Raw genomic sequence first — 18,802 nt, forward strand, 5'->3', positions numbered from 1 at the left:
ATCCGCTTGCCCACGCAACATCTTTCGCTCGCTGCTTGCATCGTTGACGGCACCACGGCCGGCACCGCCGCCGCCCGCACCGCCGCCGCCCCGGCCCGCGAGCGTGCCGCCTCGCGCGCGGCCGCGCTGCTGCGCCGCGCCCTCACCATCGCCTGCCTCGCCACGCTCACGGCGCTCGCGGCCTGCGCCACGCGCCCGCCCGCCAGCGCGCTGCAACGCGAGCACACGCAAGCGCTCGCGCCTTCCACGGCCACGCCGCTCGGCGCCGCGCTCGCCGCGCCCGAGGCCGCGCACGCGGGCCAAACCGGTTTCCGCCTTCTCGCCACCGGCACCGACGCGTTGCAGATGCGCATCGCGCTCGCGCGCGCGGCCACCAAAACGCTGGACATGCAGTACTACATCGCCAACGAGGACACGACCGGCAAGCTGCTGCTCGGCGCCGCACTCTACGCGGCCGATCGCGGCGTGCGCGTGCGCATGCTCGTCGACGATCTGAACTTCCACGACATCGACAAGCTGATGGCCGCGCTCAACAGCCATCCGAACATCGAGATCCGCGTGTTCAATCCGTACGGAAGCTCGCAGGAAAGCGTGTTCCGCCGCACGACCAACGTCTTCACCAACATCGACGCCTTCACGCGCCGCATGCACAACAAGGCGATGATCGTCGACAACCAGCTCGCGATCGTGGGCGGGCGCAATCTCGGCGACGAATACTTCAGCGCGAGCCCCACCTTGCAGTTCAGCGATCTCGACATTCTCGCGGCCGGCCCGGTCACGGCGCAGGTTTCGAAGAGTTTCGACGACTACTGGAACAGCGACTTCGCCTATCCGCTGCGCGCGCTCAATCATCAAAAGTTCGACGCGCACGACCTCGACCTCGCGCGCGACGATCTGCGCGAGCACTGGCACAAGGACGCCGATCCGTACAACGCGAAACCGCTCAACGCCACGCCGCTCGCCGAGCAGATCGCGCGCGGCGAGCTCGGGCTCGTGTGGGCGAACTGCGAGTTCGTCGCGGACGCGCCCGAAAAGATCGCGGGCCTGAGCCCGGGCGAAATGGGCGACGCGATGCGCGTGACGCTCGCGCGCATGAACGCCGCGCAGCACAGCGTGCTGATCTTCTCGCCGTATTTCGTGCCGCACGAAGCGGGCGTGGACGCAATCCGCAAGCTGGAGGCGCGCGGCGTTCATGTGTCCATTCTCACCAACTCCCTCGCGGCCACCGACGCCGTGGCCGTGCAGGCGGGCTACAGCCCATACCGCGTGCCGATGCTCAAGGCGGGCGCCGAACTCTACGAATTCAAGCCCACGCTGCCCTCGCCCAACGATTCGCGCCGGCTCGGCATCGTCGGCTCGGAGTCGCGCGCGAGCCTGCACGCGAAAGCGTATGTCGTCGACGAAAGCACGCTCGTGATCGGCTCGCTCAATCTCGATCCGCGCTCGGCGAACCTCAACACGGAACTCGCGCTCATCGTCGAAAGCCCGCCGCTCGCGCACGAAGTGGCCGGCTATTTCCGGCTCGCGACCTCGCCCAAGGTGAGCTACCGCGTCACGCTCGCGACGCCGGCCGAACTCGCGCAACTGCGCGGCAGCGCGACCGCTTCGCCGCTCGTGTGGACCGACGAGGAAAACGGCATGATCCGCACCTACAACCTCGATCCCGGTGCGGGTTTCTACCGAAATCTCCTAACCGGGCTATTCTTGCTGTTGCCGGTCGACAGCCAGTTGTGACGCGCCACGGGTTTTCGGACCCGAGGCGCGGCGCGATTCGCGGCACAGGTCGGCCGCCCTGCACGATCCGCCGCTTCAGCCAGCCGGAAACGCAAACGCGCGGGCGCCGCGCCCCGGCGCGCGGCAAGCCCGCGGTCAGCCATCGCAAGGATCGATCCGAACCCGTCACGCAAGCGGCGCCAGGCCTCGTGGCCCGGCACCGCCTCAATCACCGGAGCATCGAATGACCGCAAGCAACGACAACGTCCGCATGGAGCGCGACACGTTCGGCGAAATCGCCGTGTCCGCGCAGCAGCTATGGGGCGCGCAGACGCAGCGATCGCTGCAAAACTTCCGTATTTCGACGGAAAAACAGTCGCCCGAACTCGTCACGGCGCTCGCCACCATCAAGCGTGCCGCCGCCGAAGTGAACCTCGCGCTCGGCGTGCTCGACGAAACGAAGGCGCAGGCGATCGTCAAGGCCGCCGACGAGATCATCGCGGGCCGGCATGCTGGCGAATTCCCGCTTGCCGTGTGGCAAACGGGCTCCGGCACGCAAACCAACATGAATCTGAACGAGGTGATCGCGAATCGCGCGAGCGAGATTCTGGGCGGCGAGCGCGGCGAGTCGCGCAAGGTGCATCCGAACGACGACGTGAATCGCGGCCAGTCGTCCAACGACGTGTTCCCGACGGCCATGCACGTGGCGGCGGCCGTGGGCATCGTCCAGCATCTGCTGCCGGCGCTCAGGACGCTGCGCGACACGCTCGACGCGAAAGCGAAGGCGTTCGCCGATATCGTGAAGATCGGCCGCACGCACTTGCAGGACGCCACGCCGCTCACGCTCGGCCAGGAATTCTCGGGTTACGTCGCGCAGCTCGATCACGGCATCAAGCATGTCGAATCCACGCTGCCGCATCTCTACGAACTCGCGCAGGGCGGCACGGCGGTGGGCACGGGCCTGAACGCGCACCCGCAATTCGCGCAGAAGGTGGCCGAAGCCATCGCCAGGCTCACGGGCGTGCCGTTCGTCACGGCGCCCAACAAATTCGAGGTGATGGCGGCCGCCGACGCGCTCGTGTTCGCGCACGGCGCGCTCAAGACCGTGGCCGCGAGCCTCATGAAAATCGCCAACGACGTGCGCTGGCTCGCGAGCGGCCCGCGCTGCGGTCTGGGCGAGCTGTCGATTCCCGAAAACGAGCCGGGAAGCTCGATCATGCCGGGCAAGGTCAATCCTACGCAGTCCGAAGCGGTGACCATGCTCTGCTGCCAGGTGTTCGGCAACGACGTGGCCGTGAACATGGGCGGCGCGAGCGGCAACTTCGAGCTGAACGTGTTCCGCCCGATGATCGCGCACAACGTGCTGCAATCGATCCGCCTGCTCGCCGACGGCGCGCTCTCGTTCAACGATCACTGCGCCGTGGGCATCGAGCCGAACCGCCCGCGCATCGACACGCTGCTCAACGAATCGCTGATGCTCGTGACGGCGCTCAATCCGCACATCGGCTACGACAAGGCCGCGCAGATCGCCAAGAAGGCGCACAAGGAAGGCACGACGCTCAAGGCCGCCGCGCTCGCGCTCGGCCACGTGAGCGAGCAGCAGTTCGACGAGTGGGTGAAGCCGCACGAAATGGTCGGCAATCTCAAGGGCTGAATTTCGCGTCGCTGAATTGCCGCGGGTTTGATGTCGGCAGCTTTGCGTCGGCAAGAAAACGGGCGGCGAGCCTCATGGCCCGCCGCCCGTTTTTTTCGCCCGCGATTTTCAGCGAGCGACGCGCTCAGACTTCACCCTTGGCGACTTCCTCGGGCTTGAGTTCGACGATCGCGTCGAGCGCTTCCTTCACGTCGAGCGCATATTTGGCGAGGCGCTTCTGCTCATCGGTTTCGGGCACGAAGGTGGGCACGGGAATCGGGTTGCCGTTTTCGTCGACGGCCACGAACACGATCAGACAGTCGGTGGTGAGACGCAACTGGCCGCTTTTCGGATCGCCCGCATGCACGGTGATGTGGATGTGCATCGAGGTGCGGCCCGTGGCCACCACGCGCGCGCGCAACTCGACCATGTTGCCGACCAGAATCGGCCGGCGAAAGCGGATGTTGCCCACGCTCACCGTCACGCAATAGCGGCCGGACCAGACGGCCGCGCACGCATAGGCGGTTTCGTCGATCCATTTCATCAGCGCACCGCCGTGCACTTTGCCGCCGAAATTCACCGAAGTGGGCTCGGCAAGGAAACGGAACGTCGTTTCCGAACGATCCAGCGGTTGGGATGGCGTCTTCATCTCGTGGGCGCTCATGGCAACGCCGCTCGCGCGGCTTCGATTGGGGGGAAGGCGTCGATTATACGAGGGCAATCAGCGGGCGCAATGCACGCCGGCGATGGCGATGGGCGGGCGCGTCGGCACTGCCTGGGGGCGTGCGTCGGGTGCGCCGCCGGTCGCGCTTCAGTTCGCGCTTCAGTTCGCGCTTCAGTTCGCGCTTCAGGTCGCGCCTCGGGTCGTGCTCTAGGTCGCGCTCCAGGCCGTGCCTTGGGTCGTGCCTCCGGCCGCGCCTCCGGTCGCGCTTCAGGTCGCGCCTCGGGTCGTGCTTCAGGTCGCGCTCTAGGCCATGCCTCGGGTCGCCCCTCCGGCCGCGCCTCAGGTCGCGCTTCAGTTCGCCGCTCGGGTCGCGCTCCAGGCCGTGCCTCAAGTCGCCCCTCGGGTCGCGCCGCACGTCGCCGCCTGGCGCCCGGCCTGGCCCCGCCGTTGCGGATCGGCGTTTCGCTTCGGCGTTTCGCTTCGCCGATCCGGCTCGCCGCCCGGTTCCCCGCTCAGCTCGCCGCAAACCGCGCGCGGTAATCGAGCGGCAGCACGCCGTAGCGCCGCTCGAACGCGCGCCGCAGATTCTGCTCGCTGCCGAAACCGCAATCGGCGGCAATCCGCTTGAGCGGCCGGCGCGACGCGGCGAGCGCGTGCGCGGCCGCTTCCACGCGCATCGCCGCCACCGTGCGCGCGGGCGTGCGCCCGACCGCCTCGGCGTAGCGCCGCGCGAAGGTGCGCGGACTCATGCACGCGGCTTCGGCAAGACGCTCCACGCTCAGCTCGCCTTGCAGATTGCCGGCCATCCACGCGTGAAGCGCGTCGAATTCGCCGCCCGCCGCGGTTTGCGCCGCCAGCATTTCGCTGAACTGCGCCTGGCCGCCGGGCCGCTTCATGAACACGACGAGCCGTTGCGCGGCCTGCATCGCGACCGCGTGGCCGCAGTCCTCCTCGATCAGCGCGAGCGCGAGGTCGATGCCGGCCGTCACGCCCGCCGAGGTCCAGACCACGCGGCCGTCGCGTTCGTCGCGGATAAAGATCGGCTCGGGATCGACTTCGACGCGCGGAAAACGGCGCGCGAGCTGCGCGGCGTTGCGCCAGTGCGTGGCGGCGCGACGGCCGTCGAGCAGCCCCGCCGCCGCGAGATAGAACGCGCCCGTACACACCGAGGCGACGCGCCGCGCGCGCGGCGCCGCCGCCGCGATCCAGGCGACGAGTTCGGGTTGCAGCGGGGAGGTTTCGTCGACAGGAACGCCAGGCACGATCAGCGTGTCGATGGCCGCGGGATCGAGCGCGTCGAGCCGTTCGGTGACGATCGGCATGCCCGCGAAGGTGGGCAGCACGCCGCCGTCGACAGAAGCGAGCGTCGTGCGATAGGCGCTCGCGGCGGGCTGCATCGGGTCCGGATTGGCGTCCGGATTTGCGACGGAAATTGCGCCGGAATTTGCGTCCGAACTTGCGCCGGAATTTGCGTTCGGGTTTGCGTCCGGGTTTGCGTTCGGGTTTGCGTTTGAAGTCACGCCCGCAGTTGCGGCGGACGTTACCGCATACGTCGAGGAAAAAGCGCCGACGCCGCCTCGCATCGCCAGTTCGGCGCGCCAGAACGCTTCGACCGGCCCGCACGCATCGAGCAGCACGAGATTCGGCGCGACGGCAAACACGATGTGGCGCGCGGCGGCGCGAGCGGGAGAAGCGGACGGGAAAGGCATGACGGCAACATCCATGACGCGAATCCACGCATCATCGCACGGCGCGATCTGGCAGTCAGGTCAAAGCGGCATCAATTCCTGCCACTGCACCGCTGCTACGTTGCCGCATGCGCCGCGTTATTTGTGGAACGTAATGCCTTCGTCGATGGTGCCGTACATCGTGATGCCGCTCGCGCCGCTGGACGAACCGGAGCCCGAGCCGCCGCCCGCGCAGGCAACGCACGAAAGCGTGAGCGCGATGGCGGCGAGCGAAGCGAGAAAGCGTGTCATGAGCGGGCGATGGCAAGCGGAAAAGCCCGATTTTAGCGCGGCGTCCCGGCCGTTCGCAGAACGCGTCCCGGCGGCTCGGCGGTTCGGCGGTTCGTTTCCATCGACACTTCATCTCGCGCCGAAACGTCGAATACCGCGATTGGCTAGAGTATCGGCATCGACATCGACTTTTCCGCCATCGCCCCGGGAGCCCTCATGACGCGCCCCAACCCCGACGAATCGAGCCATTTTCCCGGCCTTGCGCGCGTGGCCGCCCTGCTCGCCGACCCCGGCCGCGCCGCCATGCTCTGGGCGCTCATGGACGGCAGCGCGCGGCCCGCGGGCGAACTCACGCTGATCGCGGGCCTCTCGCCTTCCTCGGCGAGCGGCCATCTCGCGCGCCTCGCCGAAGGCGGCCTGCTCGCGCACGACGTGCGCGGCCGTCATCGCTATTACCGCATCGCCACGCCCGACATGGCCGCCGCCATCGAAGCGCTGATGAACGTCGCTCACGCCGCCGCGCCCGCGCGAGCGCTCACGCGGCCCGCGCGCACGGTGCCGCTGGAAATGCGCCGCGCGCGCACCTGCTACGACCACATGGCCGGCGAAGTCGCGGTGCAGGTGTTCGAGCGTTTCGTCGATGGCGGCCTGCTCGTGCGCGACGGCGACACGCTCGACGCCACGCCGGCCGGCGCGGCCCGCCTCGCCGGCTGGGGCGTCGACGTTGCGGCGCTGCGCACGCGGCGGCGGCGCTTCGCGTGTACCTGTCTCGACTGGAGCGAACGGCGCCCGCATCTGGGCGGCGCGCTCGGCGCGGCGCTGCTCGACTCGTGGATGCAACGCGGCTGGGTCGAACGCGCGAGCCGCCCGCGCGTGCTACGCATCACGCCGCAAGGAGAGCGCGAATTCACCGCGCTCGTCGACGCCAAAAGCTGACGAAATCGCGCGAACGGCGGCTTGGGGCGCGCTCACACGTTCTGTTACATCTGCGGCATAAGCCTTAACAATTCGGTGCGCATGGAAACAAGCGCGGCGGATACAGTGGCCGTCATGGAGCGCCGCAAGCACGCTGGCGCCCTGGAGAACGAACATGACAACGCGCACGGCTACGCCATCCCATACACCGTCTGAACCGTCCCATTCACCGTCCCAACCGTCCGCTGCGCCCTTTGCTGCGCCGTCTCGTCATCGGAATGCCGGCCGCCCGCTCACCTCGCTCACGCTGTTCGCCTGCGCCGCGCTCGCCGCGCTGAATCTTGCCATCGCGCCCGCGGCCTTCGCGCAAGCGGCGCCGCCCGCCGTCGCGCCCACTGCCGCGCCGCCGGCGCAGAGCGCGGCCAGCGACCCGCCCGGACGCGTCGCGCGGCTCGACTACATGGCCGGCGCCGTGACGACCGAACCGGCCGGCGCGACCGACTGGTCCTACGCGCAGCTCAACCGCCCGCTCACGACCGGCGACCAGCTCTGGAACGACGCCAACGCGCGCTCGGAACTCCACATCGGCTCGACGGCCGTGCGCATGGGCGCGCAAACCAGCCTCGACGTGCTCAATCTCGACGACCAGAGCACCCAGCTCAAGGTCGCGCAAGGCACGCTCTCGACGCGCGTGCGCGAGGTTCCGGCGGGCACCGCGTACGAAATCGACACGCCGAATCTCGCGCTCGGCGTGACGAGCCCCGGCGACTATCGCGTCGACGTCGCGCCCGACGGCAGCGCCACCACCGTGACCGTGCGCAGCGGCAGCGTGACCGTCTACGGCGAGAACGGCCAGTTGCCGATGTCGGCGGGCCAGCAGATCCGTTTCGCCGGCGTCGATCTCCAGCAAACCGCCAACAACGCCGCGCCGCCCGCCGACGCCTTCGACCAGTGGGCGCTCGCGCGCGACGCCGCCGAGGATCGCTCGGTCTCGGCGCGCTACGTCTCGCGCGACATGCCCGGCTACCAGGATCTCGATAACAACGGCACGTGGCGCAGCGACCCGCAGTACGGCGAAGTCTGGGTGCCGAACGCGGTGCCCGCGGGCTGGGCGCCGTATCACGACGGTCATTGGGTCTGGCAGGCGCCGTGGGGCTGGACCTGGGTCGACGACGCGCCGTGGGGCTTCGCGCCCTACCACTACGGCCGCTGGGCGCATGTCGACGATAGCTGGGCCTGGGTGCCGGGCCCGCTCGTCGAGAGCGCGCCGCCCGTTTATGCGCCCGCGCTGGTCGCATTCGTGGGCGACGGAGGCGGCGGCACGGACTGGGGCGTGAACCTCGCCATCGGCGGCGCGGCGGCGGCGGGCGTCGCGTGGTTCGCGCTGGGGCCGGGCGAGCCGTGGCATCCGCGCTGGGCCGACTGGAGCCCGCGTTACTACGACCGCGTGAACCGCCCGGTCGTCATCAACAACGTCGTCAACAACTATCGGCAGAACGTGAACATCAACGTCCACAACACGTTCGTCAATTACCGCGTGCCCGGCGCCGTGACGGCCGTGCCGGCGACGGCGTTCGTGCATGGGCAGTCGGCGTCGCGGTTCGCGCAGCACGTCGATCCGCAGCAATGGCGCAACGCGCGTCTGCAATCGGGCACGCCCGGCATCGCGCCGGTCAAGGGCAGCTTCGGGCCGAATCAACATCGCGCCGATTACCGGCCGCCCGCCGCGCTGAACCAGCGCCAGGTGGTCGCGACGCGCGCGCCGGTCGCGCCGCCCGCGTTCCACGACAGTCTCGCGCAGCGCTATGCGCACGCTGGCGGCCAGGTGCCGGGCGCGGGCGCGCCGGTGGTGCGCGTCTCGGCGCCCGCGCACGCGTCGTTTGGGCCGTTCTCGCCCGCCTCGCGCGGCGCGTGGTCCGCGCAGAACGTGCGCGTGGTCGGGCCGCACACGCCGCCGATGAGCGCGGCGGGCAGGCCGGGCGAAGCACAAGCCGGGCGTGCGGACAGGCCGGGGAACGCGCCGGCGCCGGGGTTCACGGGCATGGCGGGCGCGCCCAATGCGAACGCGATGCAGCGCGGCCGGCCCGGCGCGCCGGCCGCCGCGCAGGCGCCCCAGCAGGCGCGCGGACAAACCCAGGAACAAGCGCACGGCGTGCCGCGTCCGCCGCAACTCGCCGCGCCGTTCGCGGGCCGCCCCGAAGGCGGCGCGCCCGCGAACGGCCAGGCCGCGTCGAACGGTGCGAACGCGGGAACGAACGCCGCGCGCGCGCCGGAAGGCGTGCAGCATCAACCCGTATGGACGCAGCAGCACGCGCCGATGGCGATGCGCGGCCAACCGGGCAACAACGAAGCCGGCCGCCCGCCCGCGACGGCAATGCCATCGCCGCGCGATGCGGGTTCCGAGGGGAACCGGCTGGCTGGCCATGAAGCTGGACGTGACGCCGGTCGCGAAGCGCCGCACCCGGCCGCGATGCAGCACGAGGCGCCGCAAGCGCAGACGGCGCATCAGCCGCCGATGCCGCAGCAAGCACAGCCACGGCCGCAACCCCAGGCGCAAGCGCGCGCGGAGTTTCATCCGCAGCCGCAGCCGCAAACTCGCGCCGAGCCCCGCCCGCAGCCGCAACCCCAGCAGCAGGCCCGCGCCGAGTTCCATCCGCAACCGCAGCAGCAGCCGCGCGAGGCGTTCCATCCGCAGCCCCAGCCGCAGCAACGGGCGGAATTTCATCCGCAGCAGCAACAGCCGCCGCAACAAGCGCATCCGCAGCCCCAGCCGCATCCGCAAGAGCGCGCGTCGGGCGGCAATCACGACGAGCATCATCACGGCTGAGCGCCGCCCCTGCGTTACCGGCAGCAACGAAAAAGCCCGCGAAGCGCGGGCTTTTTCACGTCGTCGGAGAACCCATCGGACAAACCATCGAGCCTTACGCGGCTACACCGCCATCGGCGCGGTCAGCGGCTCGTGGTGACGGTAATCGACGAGCGAAAAATCGGACGGTTCGATCTTGTCGAGCCATTCCGGTTCGTAGACGCCGGTTTTGGCGTACTCGGGCACGCGCTCCGAAATCGCGAGCTTCGGGCTTTCGAACGGCTCGCGGCGCAGTTGCTCGTTGAGCATGTCGAGCTGATTCTCGTAGATGTGCGCGTCGCCGATGAAATACGTGAACCAGCGCGGCGTGTAGCCCGTCAACCGGCCGACGAGATGCAGCAGCACCGCGCCTTCGGTCAGGTTGAACGGCGTGCCGAGGCCCACGTCGTTGCTGCGGATGTACAGGCACAGCGAGATTTCGCGCCTCGTGGGGTTCGGCAGGAACTGGTAAAGCAGATGGCACGCGGGCAGCGCGATCTCCTCGAGCACCGCCGGGTTCCAGGCATGAAACAAAATGCGCCGGTCGGTGGGGTTTTGCATGATGGTGTCGAGGCACTGGCGAAGCTGGTCGATCGCCTTGTAGAGCAGCACCTTCGGCTGGCCGCCCTCGCTGAATTGCGCGACCTGTGCGTAACCGCGCGACTGCGCGTCGGCGATCCGCGCGGCCTCGCCCGCGTCGAGCACCTTGTAGGCCGGCCAGCGCCGCCATTGCACGCCGTACACGTCGCCGAGATCGTCGGTGCCTTCGCGGTACGGATTCGCGAGCCACTGCTCGTTGGCGTTCGCGTTGGCGTCCCAGACCTTGCAGCCGAGCGCGCGAAATTCCGCCGCGTTGCGCGAGGCGCGCAGAAACCCGACCAGTTCGCCCACGGCCGACTTGAACGCGAGCTTCTTCGTCGTCACCGCCGGAAAGCCTTGCTGGAGGTCGAAGCGCAGCATCGCGCCCGGCTGGCTGATGGTGCGGATGCCGGTGCGGTTTTCCTGCCACGTGCCGGTGTCGAGAATCGAGCGCACAAGCTCGAGATACTGTTTCATGCGGGTTCCTTCGGCGGGCGGTGCGGCGTCGCTTCGATCTCGCTTCGGGGTCGATCGGCGCCGGCTCGTTCAAAGGAAGGATTTTAACAGTGCGCGGCGCGCTCGCCCGGCGGACAATAAACCGGAAAGCGTCTCCGGTAAGCCGCGGCGCGATCGTATCGGAAACCTATCGGCCCGACGTCGAAGCGAGATCGAATCGAAGCCGCGCCGAACACCGCATCGAAATCCGCACCCAATCCGCACCCAACCCGCGTCGAAGCTCGCATCGAAACTCGCATCGAAGCCGGCGTCGCTGAAAACGATACCGATGCGTCATCAACGCATGTAGCCGATTCATCGCCCAAACCAGGCCGGGACGCCATGCAAAGGAAAACGGGCGGCGCACGCGCCGCCCGCTTCGGCATCGGAGAACAGCGCCTAGCGGCCGCCCGAAGCCAGGCCGCCCGGATGCGGCGCGAGCGGCTCGCTTTCCAGATGGCGCATGCCATGCGCGCACAGCAGACGATACAGCGTGACGCGCGAGATGCCGAGTTCGCGCGCGGCGTCGCCGAGACGGCCGCGATGGCGCAGCAGCGCAAGCTCGATGGCCTGGCGCTCGGCGGCCTCGCGCGCCTGCGAAAGCGACACCGGCACGACTTCGACGTAATCGCCTAGTTCCAGATCGCGCGCCGTGATCGCGCGGCCCTCGGTCATCACGATCGCGCGGCGCACGCGGTTGATCAGCTCGCGCACGTTGCCGGGCCAGCTATAGTTGTGAAGCGCCGCGATGGCGTCGGGCGAAAAGCCGCGCAGGCGCCGGCTGCCGTCTTTCCTGAAGCGTTCGAGCATGTGGCGCGCGAGCAGCTCGATGTCCTTGCCGCGCGCGCGCAACGGCGGCTCGTCGATTTGCAGCACGCACAGGCGGTGATACAAGTCCTGGCGAAAGCGCCCTTCCACCATCGCCGCGCGCATGTCGACGTGCGTCGCCGAAATGATGCGCACGTCCACCGGCACCGACTGATGGCCGCCCAGGCGCTCGATCTTGCCTTCTTGCAGGAAGCGCAGCAGGCTCGCCTGGCTTTCCATCGGCAAATCGCCGATTTCGTCGAGAAACAGCGTGCCGCCGTTGGCCGCTTCCACCCGGCCGATCTTGCGCTGGCTCGCGCCCGTGAAGGCGCCGCGCTCGTAGCCGAACAGTTCCGATTGCAGCAGATGCGGCGGAATCGCGCCGCAGTTGATCGGCACGAACGGCGCGCTGCGGCGCGCCGAACGCTCGTGGATCGCCACCGCCGTGAGTTCCTTGCCCGTTCCCGATTCGCCCGAGATGAACACGGGCGCGTCGGTCATGGCGACCTTGCGGATCGAGCGGAACAACGCGAGCATCGCGTCGCACGAACCGACCATCTCGCCCTCGCTGCCGCCCGTGGTGTCGTTGGCCGAGGCTTCGCCGAGCGAGACCATGCCATAGGCGTGGCCCACGGAGTCGACGATGCGGTCGCCGTTCCACGGCACCGTTACGTAATCGAAACAGTAATCGCGCACCAGACGGCGCAGCGTCGCGTCCTGAAGCTGGCCCGTCGTGGTCGCGGCGACCCAGCCGACATTAGGCAACGTGAGGCACGGCTCGAATGCGCCGATTTCGTTAAGGTGGAAGTCGCTCGACAAGTCGATGAGTCCGCCCGCGGGCACCCCCGAGCGCAACGCGCGACGCGCGTCCCGCGCCGTTCCCACCACTTCAACCTGCCAGCCGCGCTCGTGGAAACGCTCATTGAGCGCCGCGATTGGATTGCGCGTCACATACACCAACTGCCGCGTTGCAGGTTCCATTATTCAGATCCTCTTGCCAACACATCGTTTGGGAATGACGGCACGCACCTGAATGACCAGACACGCAGCAAAAAAAAACGCTCGTCCGTACGCCGGTAAAAGGCGAACGGGCATGCTTTTGCTGACAGTGAATCCCCGAGTTTGGCGTGTGTGTCAACGTGCCCGATGGCGGGCTTTTTCTTTTCTCGTAATACGGCTTTTTCTGAAGCTTACTATAGCCGCATGGCAGTTGGATAGAACTTATGCGAATGGAATCGTTAAGGGACCGATGGAAGCATTTCCAGCATAAAAGAACGGTTTTTCTTTACCGATTTGTATTTGGCGGATGCAGAAATAATTACGCATGTTTCCATTCGCTTAATACCCAAAATAACTTGCGCGGGTGTGCGCGCAACCTTTTCTCCCTTGAAACCGTTTGGCATTGCCAAGGCGTTTTAAGCGGCCTCGCGTTTCAACACTGAAACGTTTTGGCGTATATCCGCCATTCAGGATTCGCAGCAGTTGGCAGGACCCGAAGCGCATCAACGGATTGCGGCCGATGGCACACGTTTCGCTAAATGTCTCGCACCAGGAGATACGCCATGCGACTCAACATCCAGCAAGTCCGGCGCAGTGTCATCGGCAGCGGCCGCGCCTGCGCCGCCGCGCTCGTTCCCGTCGTGCCCGCCGTGCTGCTCGCGCTCGCACCGCTCGCGCACGCCCAATCGGTCGACGAATCGACGGCGCCGGCCGCGAGCATCGCCGCCGCGACGAATGCCGCAACGGATGTCGTTCCTGCAACAACCGCGACGCTCGCCCCGGCGACGCCCGACGCCGACGCCGACGCACAGGATTTATCCGCCAGCGCGGGCGCGACGCAAGCAAACGTCGGCGACGACGCGAGTGCGGCCGTCATGACGCCGCGCCCCGCCGCCGACCCGGTGCCCTACGGCGACGAAAGCCTCTTCGCCAGCACGGGCGCGCTCGACGATTCGACGCTTTCGCGCCAGCGCGGCGGCGCCGTCGGCATGGTGATGGTGGCCGCCACGCCGCAGCTCATGCGCGGCGTGAACGGCGTGACGCTCTGGGACGAGATCGCGCCGCCAGCGCCGCTGCCGATTCCCGTCGACGCCTCGCAGAACGCGCAAGGCAACGTCGCGAACTACACGCGCAAGTAACCGGGCGACGAACCGCACACGAACCGCACACGAACCGCGAACGGCGGGAAAACGACCGGCAAGCCGCCGGCGAAAGCGTAACGAACGAACGCAGGAAAGCAGCAGGCGGTCGGCAAGAAAACAGCAGGAAAGCATTCGAGAAATAGCAGACCGCGCCGCCACGAGCGACGCGGAGTCGGGCGGCGCGGCACGGCACGAAGCGCCCCCGGACAAGGAGACCGAAATGAGAGTACGGAGAGCACGCAGTGCGACGCCCGGCGCAAGCCGGCGTTCGATCCGCGCGGCCGCGGCGCTGTGCGGCCTGCTCGCGGCGGGCGTCGCGGCAAGCGCGGCGGCGCAGGTCGTCAATCCCGGCGACATCATCGTCGAGCGCGACGTCACGCCGCGCAGCGCTTTCGCCAGCGTGCCGAAAAGCCAGGACCCCGTGCTGGTGCGCGCCACCACCTTCCCGAAGAACAGCTTCGACCCGGCGATGGCCACGCTCGTCACCGACACCGACCTCACCAACGCCCGAGGTTCGAGCGGCGTGAACGCGAACGGCGCGATGAGCGCCCAGGCCGCGGGCATGCAGGCAATCACGCACATCCTCTCGGGCAACGCCACGGGCTCGAACACGGCCGCCGGACCCGGCGCGAGCGGCGGCATGGCGGGCGGCCTGGGCGGCACGATTTCCTCCACCATCACCGGCGCGCTCGCGCCGCTCACGGGCGCGGCCGGCGCGCTGGGAGCCATCAAATGAGCCGCATGTTCCGCGACATTCCCGCCGCCTGCGCGCCGCGCGCGTTGCTCGCGTGTGCCGCCCTGCTCCTGGGCGCGAGCTTCGCCGGCGCCGCGCACGCACAAGCCACGGTGGGCGCCACCTCGACCATCGCGCCCAATGCCGCGACCTCGACGGCGGGCGCGCTCGCGGTGAACGAAACGGCCGGCGTCAACAACGTCCAGGCCAACCAACTGACGATCACGACCGGCAACAACACGGTCGTCAGCGTCAACAGCGACGAACAGCTCGCAACCGTCACGGCGCGCGTGAGGAACGCCGGCGCGACGATCGGCGCGGGCGCTTTCGCCAACACGACCGGCGCGACGATGGTGAATCAGTCGGCGGGCGTGGGCAATGTCCAGCGCAACACTGCACTCATCGGCAGTGGTGTGAATGGGGTCGTGGCGGTCTCGGACGGGGAACTGTCCGCGGCGGCCGCGACGAACGGCAGCCAGGGGCAAAGAGCCCAGGCAGGGGGCATTCGTGAGGTACGCATCGACAATGCGGCATTCAGGAATGCGACGGGCCTAGTGCAGGTGAACCAGGCAGCCGGTGCCGGTAACGTCACGGCAAACAGTTTTGTGCTCCGTCCCCCGGCGGGCACTCTTTTCTAACTGACCACTCAGTATCGGAGCGAAATCATGAAGCGCACCCTCATAGCAGCGGCAGTGTTGGCGTCGGCGGCCGGTTCCGCTTACGCCGTTCCATCGAACATGGCGTATCTGTTCAACGCCACGGGCGTCAGCGAAGGCGTGGGCATCGACGGTTACGTGCGTCTGTTCGGCTGCGTCTCGGTCTCGAGCACCGCGGGCGCCGTCATCAACAACACGCAAACGGCGGGCGGCGGCACGCTGACGGCGCAAGCCCAGAGCTATCTGAGCGGCAACATCAAAACGACCTTCAACGACAGCACGCAAAGCGTGAACGGCACGGGCGCGAACTCGTTCTACAAGTATTCGAACGGCAGCTCGTCGAGCAGCGGGTCGGCGTCGAACAGCGCTTCGCAATCGCATCAGGCGAACGCCTCCACGACGAAAGGCTCGTCGAGCAACTCGAGCTTCGGCAAGAGCCTGAACGCGAGCGCGAGCGCGGACTATCACGTCGCCACCGACGACGGCGGGTCGAGCAAGTCCACCTCGAACAGCAGTTCGAGCGATGTCGGCAGCAAGCAGTACGGCAAGAGCTATGCGAGCCAGGGCAGCAATACGTCGACGACATCGCAGAACGGCAGCGGCGGCTTCACGGTGGGCGCATCGTGGGCCAGCAGCGGCAACTCGCACAACGGCGCCGCCTCGTTGCAGGCCTCGGGTTCGGAAGGCACGACGCACACCCGTGCGAACTCGCATAACAACAGCGACACGACCAACATCGGTTCGGCCTGGAACAACACCGACACGAAGAAGTCGAGCAACGCCACGACGAGCGCCAATACGGCCTACGCCGACGGCACGGCCAACGCCTCGCTCACGGCCAACGTGAACGGCTCGAGCAGCCGGCAAAAGACTTCGTCGACGAGCTACGCGCACACGGACAGCGCGTCGTCCAGCAACTCGGCTTCGCATAGCCAGTCGTCGTCGTATGCGAACACGGCGTCGAGCGGCTGGGGCTACAACGTGAGCGATTCGCTCAACACCGTCGACGAACACACGACCGGCTCCGTCACGCAGCACATCAACACGCAGCAGGCGGGCACGCTCGACGCCAACACGGGCAGCAACGCCGCAACGGGCGTGACGGGCAACCTGGGCGTGAACATCGCGGAAGGCATCAACAACGCGCAGAGCAACGACGTCGCGCTCGCTTCCGTCGACATGGGCAACGTGTTCGGCAACGCGCAGGTGTTCAACAACCAGGCGTCGAGCGGCTCGGCCACGGTGAAGAACTTCAACCTCAACGCGTCGGTCGGCGACGGCTCGCTCGCGGGCGTGTCGGGCAACGTGGGCGTGAACGTCGCGTCGGGTATCGGCAACGCGCAGAACAACAGCCTCGCCGGCTCGGTCACGACTTCCACCGCGGGTTCGTACGCGACGGTCGCCATGGTCGCCACCGACAACAACGTGCAAAACGCCAGCATGAACGCGAACGGCCAGTTCCAGGGCACCGCGAGCCTCGGCGCGAACACGCTCACGGGCGCGACCGGCAACATCGGCGTGAACATCGCCGGCGGCATCGGCAACCTCCAGCACAACGGCATGGCGATCGCCGCCATGAACAACGGCCACTGAACACGGCCGGCGTTCGATCCGCGACAGGATCGCCAGCGCGACGGGTCCCGCGGCAGCACGCGGGACCCGCTTCGGCAGACGCAACGACGCAACGCGCAGCACCAGAAAACATAAACAGCACGAGCAGCACACGCAGTCGAGGCAACCGACGCACTACCCCGACGCGCCGCCGCCCGCACCCGCGGCGGGGCGTGAACCAGAAGCTGTGCAAGGACCGCTGGCCGGCTCGCAATCCTGCAAGCGCCGGCGCGGTCGAGAGGAGACCACCATGTCCGGGTCCGTTTCGTCCCCGGCGTCAAGGATCTGCGCCGTCGCGCTGACGCTCGCCGTCGGCGCGGCGTTCGCGCCGGTCCATGCGCAGTCGACGCTCGATGCGACCAACCTCGTGGGCGTGCCGATCAAGCTTCCGATCCGCTCCATGCGAGACCTTCGCTACCGCAGCATCGTCAACCAGCAGTACGACTACAGTTGCGGCGCCGCCGCGCTGGCGACGCTGCTGAAGTATGGCTACGGCATCGACATTCCCGAACCGGAACTGATCCGCCAGATGATGGTGTTCTCCTCGCCCGAGGTGGTCGTCAAGAACGGCTTTTCCATGCTCGACATGAAGAAGTTCGTGGAGACGATCGGCCTGCGCGGCCGGGGTTTTCGCGTGAACGTCGACGCGCTCTACCACCTGCAAATCCCCGTGCTCGTCCTGATGAACATCTCGGGCTACGAGCACTTCGTGATCGTCAAGCATGCCGAGGACGGCCGCATCTTCATCGCGGACCCCGCGCTCGGCAATCGCATCGTCGCCGAGGACGACTTCACGAAGACCTGGAACGGCCTCGTCTTCGCGGTGCTCGGCAAACCGTTTCTGGAGGACTCTCCGCTGTTGCAGAACAACGAGTCGCTCGCGCTCAAGCTGCGTGAAGGGGCCTTGCACAACGGCACCGCGGCGACACCCTTTTTCGAATACGGCCTCGACAAGGCCGTCATGTTCTGAAAGTCCAGAGTCATGAACCGCAACCTCTCACAGTGTGGCATCGCGGCAGGCGTCTGCGCGCTCGCCTGCGCTTTCGCGAGCGGTGCCGCGTCAGCCGCCGAAAGCATCGCCGCCTCGCAGCCGGCCTCGCCACAGGCCGTGCAGACCATGCAAGCCGTGCCGGCGTTTCTTTCCGCCGCCGGCCAGACGACGCGGGCGATCCACTGCGAGGCCGTCGGCGACGACGTGCTCTCGCATCAGTCCGGCAAGTACGCGGGCAGCGAAATGATCTCCGGGTTCGTGCTGAACCTGCTCTCGCAATGGCAGTTGCCCAACGGCGCGTCGGCGGTCGCGCAGGGTGCGCTGGCCGTCGCGCAGAACGCGGCGAACCAGATCAACGCCCAGGTGCAGACCTACGCGAAGGTGGTGGACCCGGCGCCGGGCGGCACCACCGCGCAGACGAGCGGCGCGAGCCCCAACGCCACGGCCGCCGGCGGCCAGAACGTGACGGTCAACGGCGTTTCGCAGATCACCCAGGTGGCCGGCAACGGCAACGCGGGCGCCAACGCCGCGACCATCGCCTGGGACAACAACGCGGCGCAGACCGCGAACCTGCCCGGCGCCGCCGGCCAGTCGAGCGCCGCCGCCTCGAACGCGAGCGGCAGCATCAAGGCGGGCATCTCGTTCGGCAACAACGGCGTGAGCGTCACGCTGCAAACGCCGGCCGGCATCGCCACGCAAAACATCGTACCGGGCGGCGCGCAACAGGCCGGCGCCATCGCCCAACTGCTTCAGGTCGCAGGCAATAACCAGCAGGTCGCCAACCAGTTGCAACTGAGTCTGCAAACGCAGCAGATGACGTCGCAGATGATCCGGCAGACCGGCGTACTCCAGGCGCTGCGCAACCTGCATTAACCCGGCAGCCGCGACGCGCGGCCCATCACGAAGGAGACGACCGGCGGGCAACGCACCCGCACACGGAAACAGGCACTTGAAGAAGGAGCATCGACGTGCGCGGGCGCGGAACCAGGGGGTTCCTCCTTGCGCCCGCATTCGATCCGGGGGAAACAAGAATGAACACGATGTCGAGAACGGCGGCGCCT

General features: G+C 67.8%; 16 protein-coding genes. 11 read left to right on the top strand and 5 right to left on the bottom strand.

Going from position 1 to position 18,802, the window contains the following annotated elements:
- The first annotated feature begins 39 nt into the window (after positions 1-39).
- The gene (locus U5805_RS19590) at positions 40-1,734 is read left to right on the top strand and encodes a phospholipase D family protein (protein WP_415914635.1); all 1,695 of its coding nucleotides are present in this window, start codon (positions 40-42) and stop codon (positions 1,732-1,734) included.
- Between the two features lie 223 nt (positions 1,735-1,957).
- Positions 1,958-3,367: a class II fumarate hydratase gene (fumC, locus tag U5805_RS19595; protein WP_322105148.1), complete on the top strand. Its 1,410-nt coding sequence runs from the start codon at positions 1,958-1,960 to the stop codon at positions 3,365-3,367.
- Between the two features lie 124 nt (positions 3,368-3,491).
- Here fumC and U5805_RS19600 read toward each other — a convergent pair whose 3' ends face one another.
- Complete coding sequence (locus U5805_RS19600; RefSeq protein WP_158951937.1) at positions 3,492-3,995, bottom strand: acyl-CoA thioesterase; 504 nt, start codon at positions 3,993-3,995, stop codon at positions 3,492-3,494.
- Positions 3,996-4,008: 13 nt separating this feature from the next.
- Here U5805_RS19600 and U5805_RS19605 point away from each other — a divergent pair, with 13 nt between their 5' ends.
- Positions 4,009-4,221 (top strand): hypothetical protein, encoded by a 213-nt coding sequence (locus tag U5805_RS19605; protein WP_322105149.1) that lies wholly within the window; start codon positions 4,009-4,011, stop codon positions 4,219-4,221.
- Between the two features lie 301 nt (positions 4,222-4,522).
- Here U5805_RS19605 and U5805_RS19610 read toward each other — a convergent pair whose 3' ends face one another.
- Positions 4,523-5,719, bottom strand: a complete 1,197-nt coding sequence (locus tag U5805_RS19610; RefSeq protein WP_322105150.1) for a GlxA family transcriptional regulator — start codon at positions 5,717-5,719, stop codon at positions 4,523-4,525.
- A 117-nt stretch (positions 5,720-5,836) separates the two neighbouring features.
- Positions 5,837-5,989, bottom strand: coding sequence for a hypothetical protein (locus U5805_RS19615; protein ID WP_322105151.1), 153 nt, complete (start codon positions 5,987-5,989; stop codon positions 5,837-5,839).
- A gap of 195 nt (positions 5,990-6,184) precedes the next feature.
- Between U5805_RS19615 and U5805_RS19620 the strand changes: the two genes are divergently transcribed.
- Both U5805_RS19620 and U5805_RS19625 read left to right on the top strand, forming a co-directional pair.
- Complete coding sequence (locus tag U5805_RS19620; RefSeq protein WP_322105152.1) at positions 6,185-6,904, top strand: helix-turn-helix transcriptional regulator; 720 nt, start codon at positions 6,185-6,187, stop codon at positions 6,902-6,904.
- A gap of 154 nt (positions 6,905-7,058) precedes the next feature.
- Complete coding sequence (locus U5805_RS19625; RefSeq protein WP_322105153.1) at positions 7,059-9,710, top strand: DUF6600 domain-containing protein; 2,652 nt, start codon at positions 7,059-7,061, stop codon at positions 9,708-9,710.
- A 102-nt stretch (positions 9,711-9,812) separates the two neighbouring features.
- Here the strand turns inward: U5805_RS19625 and U5805_RS19630 are convergent, their stop codons facing one another.
- Together U5805_RS19630 and U5805_RS19635 are read right to left on the bottom strand one after the other, a co-directional pair.
- Positions 9,813-10,784 (bottom strand): thymidylate synthase, encoded by a 972-nt coding sequence (locus U5805_RS19630; RefSeq protein ID WP_322105154.1) that lies wholly within the window; start codon positions 10,782-10,784, stop codon positions 9,813-9,815.
- 417 nt (positions 10,785-11,201) lie between these two features.
- Positions 11,202-12,590, bottom strand: coding sequence for a sigma-54 dependent transcriptional regulator (locus U5805_RS19635; protein WP_322105155.1), 1,389 nt, complete (start codon positions 12,588-12,590; stop codon positions 11,202-11,204).
- Between the two features lie 581 nt (positions 12,591-13,171).
- Here U5805_RS19635 and U5805_RS19640 point away from each other — a divergent pair.
- The 6 genes from U5805_RS19640 (at position 13,172) to U5805_RS19665 (ending at position 18,614) form a co-directional block, all read left to right on the top strand.
- Positions 13,172-13,747, top strand: coding sequence for a hypothetical protein (locus tag U5805_RS19640; protein WP_322105156.1), 576 nt, complete (start codon positions 13,172-13,174; stop codon positions 13,745-13,747).
- 223 nt (positions 13,748-13,970) lie between these two features.
- Positions 13,971-14,486 carry a hypothetical protein gene (locus U5805_RS19645; RefSeq protein ID WP_322105157.1) on the top strand — a complete coding sequence of 172 codons (516 nt, stop codon included), beginning with the start codon at positions 13,971-13,973 and terminating at the stop codon, positions 14,484-14,486.
- Positions 14,483-15,121 carry a hypothetical protein gene (locus tag U5805_RS19650; protein WP_322105158.1) on the top strand — a complete coding sequence of 213 codons (639 nt, stop codon included), beginning with the start codon at positions 14,483-14,485 and terminating at the stop codon, positions 15,119-15,121. Before U5805_RS19645 ends, U5805_RS19650 begins: the two co-directional genes overlap by 4 nt.
- Before the next feature lie 27 nt (positions 15,122-15,148).
- Complete coding sequence (locus U5805_RS19655; RefSeq protein WP_322105159.1) at positions 15,149-16,732, top strand: cell wall anchor protein; 1,584 nt, start codon at positions 15,149-15,151, stop codon at positions 16,730-16,732.
- Between the two features lie 268 nt (positions 16,733-17,000).
- On the top strand, positions 17,001-17,720 hold the full coding sequence (locus U5805_RS19660; protein WP_322105160.1) for a C39 family peptidase: 720 nt from the start codon (positions 17,001-17,003) through the stop codon (positions 17,718-17,720).
- A 12-nt stretch (positions 17,721-17,732) separates the two neighbouring features.
- Positions 17,733-18,614, top strand: coding sequence for a peptidase C39 (locus U5805_RS19665; RefSeq protein ID WP_322105161.1), 882 nt, complete (start codon positions 17,733-17,735; stop codon positions 18,612-18,614).
- Positions 18,615-18,802 lie beyond the last annotated feature (188 nt).

Origin of the sequence: Paraburkholderia sp. J41 (assembly GCF_905220235.1) — a bacterium.
Classification (GTDB): Bacteria; Pseudomonadota; Gammaproteobacteria; order Burkholderiales; family Burkholderiaceae; genus Paraburkholderia.